Annotated in this window: 10 protein-coding genes; 6 read left to right on the forward strand and 4 right to left on the reverse strand. The window is 62.2% G+C overall.

Annotated elements, in window-relative coordinates; translation table 11 throughout:
* Nucleotides 1-107: 107 nt before the first annotated feature.
* Nucleotides 108-1,706, reverse strand: coding sequence for a sensor domain-containing diguanylate cyclase (locus GSQ88_RS32730; RefSeq protein ID WP_159012357.1), 1,599 nt, complete (start codon nucleotides 1,704-1,706; stop codon nucleotides 108-110).
* Nucleotides 1,707-1,833: 127 nt separating this feature from the next.
* Nucleotides 1,834-2,577, reverse strand: coding sequence for a Crp/Fnr family transcriptional regulator (locus GSQ88_RS32735; RefSeq protein ID WP_159012778.1), 744 nt, complete (start codon nucleotides 2,575-2,577; stop codon nucleotides 1,834-1,836).
* A 530-nt stretch (nucleotides 2,578-3,107) separates the two neighbouring features.
* On the opposite strand from GSQ88_RS32735, the gene GSQ88_RS32740 reads away from it, so the two are divergent.
* The 3 genes from GSQ88_RS32740 to GSQ88_RS32750 all read left to right on the forward strand — a co-directional run bounded on the left by GSQ88_RS32740 (nucleotide 3,108) and on the right by GSQ88_RS32750 (nucleotide 4,896).
* Nucleotides 3,108-3,491 carry a response regulator gene (locus tag GSQ88_RS32740; protein ID WP_159012358.1) on the forward strand — a complete coding sequence of 128 codons (384 nt, stop codon included), beginning with the start codon at nucleotides 3,108-3,110 and terminating at the stop codon, nucleotides 3,489-3,491.
* Nucleotides 3,492-3,688: 197 nt separating this feature from the next.
* On the forward strand, nucleotides 3,689-4,567 hold the full coding sequence (locus GSQ88_RS32745; protein WP_159012360.1) for a CheR family methyltransferase: 879 nt from the start codon (nucleotides 3,689-3,691) through the stop codon (nucleotides 4,565-4,567).
* A gap of 2 nt (nucleotides 4,568-4,569) precedes the next feature.
* Nucleotides 4,570-4,896 (forward strand): PilZ domain-containing protein, encoded by a 327-nt coding sequence (locus GSQ88_RS32750; protein WP_159012362.1) that lies wholly within the window; start codon nucleotides 4,570-4,572, stop codon nucleotides 4,894-4,896.
* A 135-nt stretch (nucleotides 4,897-5,031) separates the two neighbouring features.
* Here the strand turns inward: GSQ88_RS32750 and GSQ88_RS32755 are convergent, their stop codons facing one another.
* Nucleotides 5,032-5,358 (reverse strand): hypothetical protein, encoded by a 327-nt coding sequence (locus GSQ88_RS32755; RefSeq protein ID WP_159012364.1) that lies wholly within the window; start codon nucleotides 5,356-5,358, stop codon nucleotides 5,032-5,034.
* 149 nt (nucleotides 5,359-5,507) lie between these two features.
* Here GSQ88_RS32755 and GSQ88_RS32760 point away from each other — a divergent pair, with 149 nt between their 5' ends.
* Entirely contained in the window at nucleotides 5,508-6,155 is a 648-nt protein-coding gene (locus tag GSQ88_RS32760) for a response regulator transcription factor (RefSeq protein WP_159012366.1), read from the forward strand.
* Nucleotides 6,156-6,559: 404 nt separating this feature from the next.
* On the opposite strand, the gene GSQ88_RS32765 is transcribed toward GSQ88_RS32760, so the two are convergent.
* Complete coding sequence (locus GSQ88_RS32765; RefSeq protein WP_159012368.1) at nucleotides 6,560-10,072, reverse strand: PAS domain S-box protein; 3,513 nt, start codon at nucleotides 10,070-10,072, stop codon at nucleotides 6,560-6,562.
* A 263-nt stretch (nucleotides 10,073-10,335) separates the two neighbouring features.
* Here GSQ88_RS32765 and araD point away from each other — a divergent pair, with 263 nt between their 5' ends.
* Both araD and GSQ88_RS32775 read left to right on the forward strand, forming a co-directional pair.
* On the forward strand, nucleotides 10,336-12,075 hold the full coding sequence (gene araD, locus GSQ88_RS32770) for an L-arabinonate dehydratase (RefSeq protein ID WP_159012370.1): 1,740 nt from the start codon (nucleotides 10,336-10,338) through the stop codon (nucleotides 12,073-12,075).
* Nucleotides 12,076-12,238: 163 nt separating this feature from the next.
* A complete protein-coding gene (locus GSQ88_RS32775) occupies nucleotides 12,239-12,958 on the forward strand; it encodes a ribonuclease activity regulator RraA (protein WP_159012372.1) in 720 nt (239 codons plus the stop codon).
* Nucleotides 12,959-13,039: the final 81 nt, after the last annotated feature.

Genomic DNA, 13,039 nt, shown 5'->3' on the forward strand with positions numbered 1-13,039 from the left:
GATAAAAGCAGATCGTCGTAAATTAAGAGGTAAATTTGGTGCCGATAAATTTACCGCAATGCGCGCTGACGTTTAAGAATATTTTTACGGTTGCTCGATGCGCTGGCTCACTCGGCGGCCAACCTTGGCGCCGGTGGCGGCGACCAGCAAGCGAGACAGTTTCGCCCTTCGGACTTGGCCTGGTAGAGCGCAGAATCGGCCGCGCGCAACAGCGCATCCGTCCCGGACATGCTCGCGGTGGCGGCGGCGATGCCGACGCTGATCGTGAGCGCGAACTGGACGTCGTGCACCGACAGCAAATGCCCGGCGATGCTTTCGCGAATCCGCTCGGCCACAATTGCGGCCTGCGCCTGGTCGGTTTCCGGCAGCAGGACCGCGAACTCCTCGCCGCCGAGCCGGCCGACCACGTCGGAGTTACGCTTGTTTTGCTGGCAGGCGGTCGCCACCGAGATGATCGCCTGGTCGCCGACCGCGTGTCCGTAGCGGTCATTGACCGACTTGAAATGATCGATGTCGATCATCAGCATCGATAGCGGCCGCTGGTAGCGCTGAAACCGGCTCCATTCGGCTCCCGCCAATGTCAGGAAGTGCCGCCGGTTATAGAGGGCGGTCATCGAGTCGGTGGTCGCGAGCCTTTCCAGCAGTTCGGCGTTGCGGATCAGGTCGGTGACGTCGCAATAGGAGAGCATCCGGCCGCCGTTCGGCGTGACGGTGCAATGGATGCGAACATGCCGGCCGTCCGCGAGTTGCATATCCTGGGCCTTCGGTTCCATCGTTTGAATCGCCTCGATCCGACGGGCGGAATATGCCTCGATCTGGTCGGGCGGCACGCCATGCGCACCGCTGTCGACAAGCACCTTCGCGAACGGCGGATGAACCGCGGCCTGTTCTTCCGTCAGGCCAAAATATTCCCGCACCTTCCTGTTGGCGAATTGCACATTCAGATCGGCATCGAGCAGCAACACGCCGTCCGTGATATTGTCCAGGGCGCTGCGCAACACTTCCAGTTCGTCGGCGTGCCGAACGATATCGGTGACCACGGTGTAGCTGAGCATCCGGCCGCCGTTCGGCAGAACCGCGCATTGCATGCGGATGACCTCGCCGTTCGAGCGGCGCAGATCGAGGGCGGTGGTGTCGCCGGCCTGCACCAGGCCGACGCGATTGGCGATGTAGGCATCGAGATCGGTTGGCGTGACCTGATAGGCGTGGGTATCGCGGCCGTGATACATCAGCGCGGCGAAGGCCGGCTTGCTGTCGGCTATCTGGTCGGGCAATTTCCACATCTGCCGGAACGCGCGATTGATGATCTGGGCGCGCAAATCGCTGTCGAGCAGCACCACCCCGATCTGGATTTCGTCGAGCGCCGACCTCAAGGCCAGCATCTGCCCCCGCACGATCTGTTCGTCCCGGCGTTCGGGCGGAGCCGGCGGCGCCGTCGCATCCTGGTGGAGGCCGTCGGCAAGCTCGAAGTCCAATCCGAGTTCCTTGTCCGATTGCCACGCCACCTTGCAGGGCCGAGGTATCCCCTCGTCGGTGATGACGAGCTGAAACTCTCGGGGAATGCCGAGCGGGCTTTCCACCGAAATGGTGGCGCCGTGGTCGGAAAGCCTGCGCACCACGCAGTCGATGCTCGACTGACCGAAATTGGAGATCACTTTGCCGGCCAGCAGCGTGCGGCCTAGCGGGATCGATCTGTGCTCGGACATGGCCACCACCTGTTAAGGCCGTATCGCCGTCTCTCGTCGCATGACCGGCGAGGTAAGCTCGAACGATAGCGCCGGCTTGTTTAACGGAAAGTTTAGTTCGTGGCCGGACGCGGGATCGAGCGTTTGTTCAATGGCCCGAGACGGGCTCGCAGCGCGGGTGAAGCAGTCTTTCGTACTGCGCTTTGACCGTCGCGTAACATTCGCAGGCGGTCTTGCCGAGGCCGTCGGGATCGTTGAGTTCCACGCGGCCCCGGCTGTAGTGGATGAAGCTGGCCTGCTGCAGCGTGGTGGCCACCAGCGATACGCTGTTGCGGCGTGCGCCGATCATCTGGGCCATCGCCTCCTGGGTTAGAACGAGCTTGTCGCTGCCGGATAGATCCCTGATCTGCAACAGACAGCGCGCCAACCTGGATTCCACGCTGTGCGAGGCGTTGCATCCGACGGCCTGCTGGATCTGCGCGTACATCGCCAGTCCATGCCGCATCAGTGTCGCCCGGAACGTAGGGCTCCGATCGGCCGCGGCTCGGAGACGATCGATGTCGAGTGTCGACGCGACGCCCGGAATCAGAACCAGTGCGCTGTTCAAGGCGGTCGGATCCCCAAGCGCGGAGAAGCTGCCGAAGATGCTGTCGCGCCCGATCATGGCGACCTGGACCTGCTCGCCGCGTGCGAGCTTGACGACAAGGGAGATCACGCCTCGATGCGGCAGATATGCACGCTTCAGCGTGTCATCGATTTCTACCAGCACGAGGTCCGTCGTCAGATCGACGGTCCTCAGATGAGGGCGGATCAGTTCGAAATCGTCCGCGCTCAGCGATGACAAGAATCCGTTTGGCGGACGCGGAGCGGATGAACGGCGAGCCGCGTTCAAAGCACTCTCCTGAATACGGGAGCACAACCGGTCTCTGGGTCGCCGCGCAGCGTAGCGTGACACGGTTCGTTGGCAAGAAGAATTAGCAGGTCGGAATACCGCAAGTCGCACTACTCATAATTGTGTTTTGTCATAGCGGTACGTCTAAGTTGCCGTCGCGGCCGAGCCGCGCCGGTTCAACTGCCTGCGCGGCCGACAGGTCATCATCGCCTCAATCGGGACAGTTTACTTGACCGATCAAGCGGAAGTGCAACCTGTATGGTTACGGACGATGCCGATACCCTTTTTCGGATAGGCGCGTAGCGCAACTCACCGGGTTTTGCCGTGATCGCCGCGGCCCGAATTGCATGAGGTAACCCGCTGGGAATTCTCCCGTAGTAGCACGGGCACCGAAATTAACTTGGATGTGAAACGGGACGGTTATCGGTTGCATGGGAGAATAATCCTTAAAGGGGTCTCAAGGAATATCACCACATGATCCCTTGATGGCGGCTGCTGCCTTTTCGGTCATTGAATCAACAGAGGCTAAAATGAGAACGTGTCTGGTGGTGGACGATTCAAGCGTCGTCCGCAAAGTTGCAAGACGTATCCTCGAAGGGTTGGATTTCCAGATCGTGGAAGCCGAGGACGGTGAAAAGGCGTTGGAAATCTGCAAGCGGGAATTGCCCGAAGCGATCCTGCTCGACTGGAACATGCCGGTGATGGACGGCTACGAGTTTCTCGGCAATCTTCGCCGCATGCCCGGCGGCGACCAGCCCAAGGTGGTGTTCTGCACCACCGAAAACGGCATCGACCACATCACGCGCGCGCTGCACGCCGGTGCCAACGAATACATCATGAAGCCATTCGACAAGGACATCGTCGCCGCGAAATTCCAGGAAGTCGGTCTGCTGCAGCCGGCGCCCCAGGAATAGCGCGAATTTATCGCCTCCGGAGTTCGTTCGCCTCAAGGTGCGTCAGGTCAAGATATGCGTGCTGAATCAAAACCCGGAGCAAAGCTCCGGACCGATTGCTTCCGAAGCCGCAGCCACTCGCGCATGAGCATCGACGTCATGGCGTCGTCCGGTGACATCCATCTGAAATCATCGCGATTCATTTCGAGAGGCCGCCCGTGACCCCGTCCGATTACGAATATCTGCGCAAATATCTCAAGGACAGTTCCGGTCTCGATCTATCTTCGGACAAGCAATATCTGATCGAGAGCCGGCTGTTGCCGGTTTCGCGGAAAGCCGGCCTGCCGGGTATCAGCGAACTGGTACAGAAGATGAAAGGCGGATCGGCCTCCATCACCACCCAGGTGGTGGAAGCCATGACCACCAACGAGACGTTCTTCTTTCGCGACAAGGTTCCGTTCGAACATTTTCGCAACTCGGTGATACCCGAGATCCTTGCCGCGCGCGCGAGCCGCCGAAGCATCCGGATCTGGTGCGCCGCCGGCTCGACCGGCCAGGAGCCCTATTCGCTGGCGATGTCGCTGAAGGAAATGGGCGCCGCGCTGGCCGGCTGGCGGATCGAAATTCTCGCGACCGATCTCTCGGTGGAAGTGATCGAGAAGTCCAAGGCCGGAATATACAGCCAGTTCGAAGTCCAGCGCGGTCTGCCGATTCAGATGTTGGTCAAATACTTCAAGCAGATCGGCGAGCTCTGGCAGATCAATGCAGATATTCGGGCGATGATTGCGCACCGGCAATTGAATCTGCTGCACGATTTTTCCCAGCTCGGGACCTTCGATGTGATCTTCTGCCGAAACGTTCTGATTTATTTCGATCAGGACACCAAGGTCGACATTTTCCGCCGCCTCGCCAAGGCGTCCGAGCCCGATGGCTTCCTGGCGCTGGGAGCCGCTGAAACGGTGGTCGGGCTGACCGACGTCTACAAGCCCTATCCGGAACGGCGCGGGCTCTATCGTCCGAGCGGCTTTCAGGCGGCATCAACAACGACGGCGGGCGGCGCTTTCGCGCCGAAGCTTGCCGCAATCGCGGGTCGATAACAATGACAGAGGAACTCAAAGGGCCGGAACGCGTCACCTTCAGCCGGGGCTATGGCGTCTGCATCATGGGCATCGATGGAACGTGGCGGCGGGATTGCATGCTCAATGCCATATCGGACAACGATGCCATCCTGACCGTGGAGGGCTCGATTCAGGGTCTCAATCTCAAGGAATTCTTTCTGCTGTTGTCGTCGACCGGGCTGGCCTATCGCCGTTGCGAACTGGTCCGCGTCAATGGCGCGGAGATCAACGTTCAGTTTCTGTTGGGAAAACACAAGAAAAAGGGGCCCGGCGCCTCATCCAATCAAGACGCCCTCATGCAGGGCTAGGCTTTGGTTTGACGCGTTTTCGTCACGCGCGCCGGTGCCAAAACGCCATGGATCTACCAGGGCACCGAAGCTATCGGCCGCCGAACAAGTTTCCGTCGATCGGAACCACCATCATCCGGCGCGCTTATGCGCCATCTACCGAGCCTCGTGGGCCGCGGTCGCTTCCAGCAAGCCGTTTGACGCCTCGCTATCCAGCAGGCCATGCAAGGCAACCCCGAGCCCCGCTCTGCAGGTGTCCAGTACGGTATTCGCCCTCACATAGTGGGGCGTGACGTCATCCAGCACGACGACATCATCATAAGCCTCCAGCTCGCCGAGGGGCAGCGCCCGCGCGATCACCGGTTCCAGCATTTGTATGCTGGCCTGAATGCGCTCGATCAGGGACACCAGATCGGTGACAACCGAGAAGTAATTGTCGTTTCGGCCGTCGGGTTGGCGGCTGCTGCCTGCCGTGTTCTGCATGAGGATTCTCCTTGTCTCGCGTTGTTAAATCCCCCAGCGCTACTTGTGCGTAAAGTTCCTGTCCCGTACAAATACGGTCGGGCTCGAATCCAGAGCGGGCGCAGTGGTCGTCGGGGTGAGCGTTCCTGACTGTCGATGGACGATGGTGCATGACCGAAAATTCTGCTTCCCGTGGCGAGATATTCGTGGTCGACGACGATCCCGCCGTCCGCGAAACCCTTTCGATGGTTTTGTCCGCAGGCGGCTATCAGGTCATCTGCTTTGCCGATGGCGCGGCACTGCTCGCGGTGGCGCGGACCCGGATTCCGGCGTGCATCCTGCTCGATGTGCATATTCCCGGTAAATCGGGGCTCGATATTCTCAGGGAGCTGCGCGGAGAAGATTATCCCGCGCCGATCTTCATGGTCTCCGGACAGGGCGACATCGCCATGGCCGTGAGCGCGATCAAGAATGGCGCACTCGACTTCATCGAGAAGCCGTTCAGGGGCAGTGAAATCGTGGCCCGGCTGGATGAGGCGATCTCGGCCTATGTGCGCCGACAGGCGCAGGGTGATGCCTCGAAAATCGTCTCGTTGCATTTTCCCGGGCGCGAACCATTGACGCGGCGCGAGCGCGACGTGTTGGAGCAATTCGCATCCGGTGCCTCCAACAAGGAGGCGGGGCGTCAGCTTGGAATCAGCCCGCGGACGATTGAAGATCATCGCGCCAACATCATGAAGAAGCTTGGCGCCCGCAATGCGGCCGATCTCATCCGGATCGTGCTGACCGCCTCGCGCGCTCCCGGATCCAACGCATGATCCGCGGCGCATGATCCCAAGACAAGCGCGGTGCGTTCGCGCAGAGCTCTAGAGCGTTTTCGAGCGAAAGCCTTTCCCGGACTTGATCCGGGATGCGCACCGATTCCATAACACCAACCGGTTCACAGGACCGCATCCTGAGAGCTTGTGAAGCGATCTCCGACGTCATCCTGAGGTGCGCGCGCTTGCGCGCCTCGAAGGATGGCCGCAAGCACGAGGCTAAACACCATCCTTCGAGGCGCGCCGAAGATGGCGCGCACCTCAGGATGACGGTGGAGCTGTTGCGCGGGGGATGGCGGCGAGTCCGTGCGTTGCGGCCATCCTTCGAGACGCATCGCAAGTGCGATGCTCCTCACCGATGAACGCAATTGCGTTCATCCCGGGGACGAGGAGAGGAGATGCACTTAGCAAGCCAGCGCGGTGCGGATCATCGCGGCCATCTCGGCCTTGCGATAGGGCTTGGCGAGCAGCATGACGCCGGTATCGAGCCGGCCATGATGAATAATCGCGTTTTCGGTGTAGCCCGAGGTGAACAGCACCTTCAATCCGGGCTTGATCGTCAGCAGCTCGTCCGCGAGCTGGCGGCCGTTCAATCCACCCGGCATGATCACATCGGTGAACAGAAGGTCGAATGCGTGGTCCGCCTTGACGATGGCGATGGCCTCCGACGCATTCGCGGCCTCCAGCGTGACGTAGCCCAGCGAGCGCAGTTGCGTCAGCACGTAATCTCTTACCAGCCTGTCGTCTTCCACCACCAGAATGGTTTCGCTTCCACCCTCGAGGGAGGCGACCGAGGCGGTTCCGGCGGCGACGGATGTCGCCGCGCCCGGCGGCAGGTACATCTTGATCGTCGTGCCGTGGCCTTCCTCGCTGTAAATCTTGATATGGCCGGCCGATTGCTTGACGAAGCCGTAGACCATGCTGAGGCCGAGACCGGTGCCCTTTCCGGGTCCTTTCGACGTAAAGAACGGGTCGAACACCTTGTCGAGCATCGCCGTCGGAATGCCGCTTCCAGTGTCGCTGACCGCGATGCGGACATACCGACCGGGCTCAACGTCGCCATGAGCGCTCGCGTAACCCTCGTCGAGATAAACCGATCCGGTCTCCAGCACCAGCTTGCCGCCGTTGGACATGGCGTCACGGGCGTTCAGCGCCAGGTTAAGAATGGCGGTCGTGAGCTGATTGGGATCGACGGTCGCGAAGCAGGCTTCATCTTCCAGCACGGTTTCGATCTCGATATGCTCGCCGAGTGTCGGCCGCAGCAGCTTGGCGGTATCGATCAGCAGGGCATTGACGTCGATCTCGCGCGGCTGAAGCGGCTGCTTGCGGGCGAACGCCAGCAAATGCTGGGTCAGATCCGCGCCGCGCGAGGCGGCTTCATCGATCATCCTGGTGATGGCGGCGAGTTGCGGTTCCTTGCGGACCGCATCGGCCAGGATCTCGATGGTCCCGGTGATCACCGTCAGGATATTGTTGAAGTCATGCGCGATGCCGCCGGTGAGCTGGCCGAGCGCTTCCATTTTTTCGGCCTGCCGAATTCGATCCTCCGCGGCGATCTTGTCGGTGAGATCGCGGATGAAGCCGTTGAACACGACGCCGTCGCGGCGCCGCAGTCCGGTGACACTCAGTTCGACCGTGATTTCCTTGCCATCGCGCCGCAGCGCCTCGAGTTCGAGACGGCGTCCGAGGATCTTTCGGTGCCCGGTGCGCAAATAGCGTTCGAGACCGGCGCGGTGCGCGTCGCGCTGCTCCTCCGGGATGATCAGGTCTGCGAGGTGCTTGCCGACCGCTTCGTTACGCGACCATCCGAAGATCTTTTCGGCCTGCGAATTCCAGTCCGAGATGGTTCCGTCCTCGCTCATCTGGACAAAGGCGTCGAGCGCGTTGTCGATGATGCCGCGCGCCAGTTGCTCGCTTTCGCGCAACGTTTCCTGCGTCTGCCGGCTTTCGGTCATGTCGCGGCCGATGAAGAAGTGGCGCCGCGCCGGATCGGACCATGTTCCCATCCACGACAGCGTCACGATACGTCCATCCTTGTGGATGAAGCGGGTGTCGAAATTCCGGGTATGCCGCTTGCGCCGCGCGGCGCGCAATTCATCGCGGGTGTCGTTGAGGTCGTCGCTGTAGATGAATCTGATCGCGTTGTAGCCGATCATCTCCTCGGGCGCGTATCCCAGCGTAGCTCGCGCACTGGGGTTGACCTGGACCAGCACGCCCTGGCTATCGGTGACCAGAATCAGGTCCTGGGAGGTTTCGAAAATCCGCTGCCGCTCCTCGGTTTCCCGGTTGAGCGCCTCCCGGGCTTTCTTGGCCTCGGTGATGTCACGGGCAATTTTTGTTGCTCCGACGATCGCGCCCGATGGGGTCTTGATGGGAGATATGCTGAGCGAAACCGCCACCGGGCTTCCGCTCTTGTGCAACCGTATTGTTTCGTGTTGTTCGATCACGTGGCCCTGCCCGATCCGGCTCAGCATATCGTGAAGCTCGGACCGCCGTTCCGGAGGAACGATGAGATCGATATCCTGGCCCACCGCTTCCGCCGCGGTAAATCCGAACATGCGTTCGGCCGCCGGATTCCAGCCGGTTACCTTGCCTTCCAGGGTTTTCGTGACGATGGCGTCGTGAGACGACTCGACCGCGGCGCTGAACAGGCGCTCGCGATCGGCGAGGTGGCCCCTGGCGGCTTCGGTACGCCGGTGTTGCTCGATCTCGCGCTCCAACGCGATGGTTTTTGCGCGGATTTCGCCGATCGCCCGGGCGAATGCCCGCGCCAGCACCCCGGTCTCGCCGCTGGCATCGACCGCAATGGTTGCCGAACCGTCGCGGCCGGCTCCCTCGACCGCCGCGGTCAGTTCAACGATCGGACGCGTCAGCGACCGTGCGATCCACACCGCCAGGGCGGCCGCGCATAACACCGCGACCAGACCGGCCAACACCGAAGTATGCTGGATGGCGGCGGCCGATGCGGTGACGACCGCGTTGGGAGCGGCCTTGATCACCGCGACCCATTCGTTCCCGGCCAGAACGGCAGGCGCCAAGGCTATTCCGCTCGGCTGGCCGGCGCTATCCGGCACGACATAGGCAACGCTGTGCGCGGTGCCGAGCGAAGGCGCCAGCATCGGAAAGTCGCTTTGCCAGCTTTCGATCGGCATCCCAAGTTCCGAGCCGAACTCGCGCGCATGGTCCGGATGCAGCAGATAGTCGCCGCGCTCGTTGACGAGATAGACGCTTTCTCCTGGTCGCGCCGAGGCGCGGACGCTGTCGAGGGCCGGCCGCATATCGACATCGATGATGAAAATGCCGGATAGTTTGCCGTCGGGGGTGAACATCGGCGTCGCCACCCGCAGCGTCGGCCGCGGCGGGTTCACGGCCTCCGTGCCGGCGCGATCCAGTCTGAGCCACGACACAAATACCTCGCCGGGCCCCAGCTTGATCATTTCCCTGAAATAGCTTCGATCCCCCATTGGTTCGAGCCCTTCGGCGGGAACGATTCTGATCGTGCCGTTCGGTCCCGAGTGATCGACGCGGACGATCTCGCGGCCGTTGTCGTCGACGCCGATGAAGCGCATCATCGCGTAAGACGGTTTGGCGGCGAGCTCGGCCGCAAGGCGGGTGGCGACCCGTTCACGCCAGGTGTTTTCGGTCGCGCCGTCGACCGGATCGGTTCCGCCTGCCTGATGGGCGCGCATCAGGGCATTCAGCGCCGAGCCGGCCCGGAAGCCCGCAATATCGCCGCGCACGCCGGCGACGTAGGATTCGAGGTCGGCGGCGACCAGCCCTGCCTGGCTTTCGATGCGGTCGAGCATCCGCGGAACCGCGACCTGTTCAACGCCGCGGTAATTCAGCCAGCCGACAACGGAAACCGTGATCGCAACCAGGGCGATCATCGCGGCGGCCAGTTTGGTGGTCAGCGTCATCCGTGCTTCGCGCCATCTCCGTACCGGCATGATACAAGGAAGGCTCAATCGGGCAACACGGTTGGCTTGACCGACGCGTTCGCATCGCTTTTGCAGTGCAACGCGAGACGGCGGCCGGTCATGCTGCACGGAATCGGTGCAGCATCGCCTGATCGGCCGGGCAGCCATGCGCCAGATTTCGCAAATTGGCTCGCAGGCGGAACTTGCACCCGATGGACGGCCTGTGGGATGACGAGCCCAAGCGATCTCGAACAGGTGCCGATATGACAGAGAAGAAAAAAAGCCCGGAAACACTGCGCAGCGCGCGCTGGTTCGCGCCCGACGATCTCCGGGCCTTTGGCCACCGCTCGCGGGCGATGCAGATGGGATACGCGCCGGAGGAGTGGAAGGACCGCCCCGTGATCGCGATCCTCAACACCTGGTCGGACGCGCAGCCCTGCCACATGCACTTCAAATCCCGCGTCGATGACGTCAAGCGCGGCATCCTGATGGCCGGCGGCTTCCCGATGGAACTGCCGGCGTTGTCGCTATCGGAATCCTTCCTGAAGCCGACCACCATGCTCTACCGCAATCTGCTGGCGATGGACGCCGAGGAGCTGTTGCGCGGCCATCCGGTCGACGGCGTGGTACTGATGGGCGGTTGCGACAAGACCACGCCGGCGCTGCTGTTGGGCGCGACCTCGATGGGCCTGCCCGCGATCTATCTCCCGGCAGGGCCGATGCTGCGCGGCAACTGGAAGGGCAAGACCCTGGGCTCGGGCTCCGATGCCTGGAAATATTGGGACGAGCGGCGGGCCGGCAAGATATCCGACAAGGATTGGGTCGATGTCGAGGCCGGCATCGCCCGCAGCTACGGCACCTGCATGACCATGGGCACCGCCTCGACCATGACCGCGATCGCCGAATCGATCGGCATGACCTTGCCGGGCGCCTCCTCGATCCCGGCCGCCGATGCCGGCCACATCCGGATGGCCTCCGAATCCGGCCGCCGCATCGTCGAGATGGTGTGGGAAGACCTGACCCCGGACAAGATCCAGACCCGGAAAGCCTTCGAGAACGCGATCACCGTGGCGATGGCGATGGGCTGCTCGACCAACGCCATCATTCATCTGATCGCGCAGGCGCGTCGCGCCGGCCAGGACATCGGGCTCGACGATTTCGAGAAGGCCAGCCGCAAGGTGCCTGTCATCGCCAATGTGCGGCCCAGCGGCGACAAATATCTGATGGAGGATTTCTTCTATGCCGGCGGATTGCCGGGATTGATGGGCCGCATCAAGGAGCATCTGCATCTGGATGCGATGACGGTGACCGGCAAGACGCTCGGTGAGAACATCGCGCGGGCCGAAGTGCATGATGACGATGTGATCAGGACGGTGGCCAATCCGATCTATGCCGAGGGCGCGCTGGCGGTGCTGAAGGGCAATCTCGCGCCCGATGGCTGCGTCATCAAACCGAGCGCCTGCGAGCCGCGCTTCCTGAGGCATACCGGGCCGGCGCTGGTGTTCGACGATTATCCCTCGATGAAGAAAGCGATCGACGATCCCGATCTCGATGTTACCGCCGACCACGTGCTGATCCTGCGCAATGCGGGCCCGCAGGGCGGCCCGGGCATGCCGGAATGGGGCATGCTGCCGATCCCGACGAAACTGGTGAAGCAGGGCGTGCGCGACATGGTCCGGCTGTCGGACGCGCGGATGAGCGGCACCAGCTACGGCGCCTGCATCCTGCATGTCTCGCCGGAATCCTATATCGGCGGTCCGCTGGCGCTGGTGCGCAACGGCGATAGGATTACGCTCGATGTCAACGCGCGCACCATCAACCTCGATATCTCGGACACCGAGATGGAAAAGCGCCGCGCGGCCTGGACCAAGCCCGAGACCCGTTTCGAGCGCGGCTATGGCTGGATGTTCACCCGCCATATCCGGCAGGCCAATGAAGGCTGCGATTTCGATTTCCTCGAGACCAGTTTCGGCGCGCCGGTCGGCGAGCCGTCGATTTATTGATGCGTAAGCGTCGTCCCGGCGAACGCCGGGACCCATAACCCCTGGCGTTGGTGATGAACGAAGACCGCTCACCTCACTGCATTAAAACGCGAGGACACGGCGTATGGGTCCCGGCGTTCGCCGGGACGACGATGGTTTTGAGTGACGAACGATGGAAACGGAAATGACAAAACTCAGCGACACGACCCGCAACAAGCTCAGGACCATCTCTACCGCCACCGTCGCGACCGCGCTCTACAAGCGCGGCTTTCGCAACCAGTGCATTCAGGATGTGCATCCGCTTGGCCCGGACCAGCCGACCCTGGTCGGCGAAGCCTTTACGCTGCGCTACATGCCGGCGCGCGAGGATCTCAACAAGCTCGAGGTGTTTCGCGACCGCTCGCATCCGCAACGCAAGGCGGTGGAGGATTGCCCGCCCGGCGCGGTGCTGGTGATGGACAGCCGCAAGGACGCCCGCGCCGCGTCGGCCGGCGCCATCCTGGTGACGCGGCTGATGCAGCGCGGCGTCGCCGGCGTCATCACCGATGGCGGGTTTCGTGATTCCGTGGAAATCGGAAAACTCGGTTTTCCGGCCTATCACCACCGGCCCAGCGCGCCGACCAATTTGACCTTGCATCAGGCGATCGAGATCAACGGCCCGATCGGCTGCGGCGACGCGCCGGTGTTTCCCGGCGACGTCATCCTCGGCGATGGCGACGGCGTGATGGTGATCCCGGCGCATCTCGCCGACGAGATCGCCAACGAAGCCTTCGAGATGACCGCCTTCGAGGATTTCGTTACCGAACAGGTCCAACAAGGCCGCGGCATCTTCGGGCTCTATCCCGCGACCGACGAGCAGACGCTCAAGGACTTTGCGGAGTGGCGGAAAAAGACGGGGAGATAGCGCGCGTTCCCCGGATGCAGCGCAGCGCGAAGCGGTGCGCTGCTGATCCGGGGTCCACGCTTGCTCCGCGAAAAAGCGTGG

Origin of the sequence: Bradyrhizobium sp. S69 (assembly GCF_009766005.1) — a bacterium.
Classification (GTDB): Bacteria; Pseudomonadota; Alphaproteobacteria; order Rhizobiales; family Xanthobacteraceae; genus Bradyrhizobium.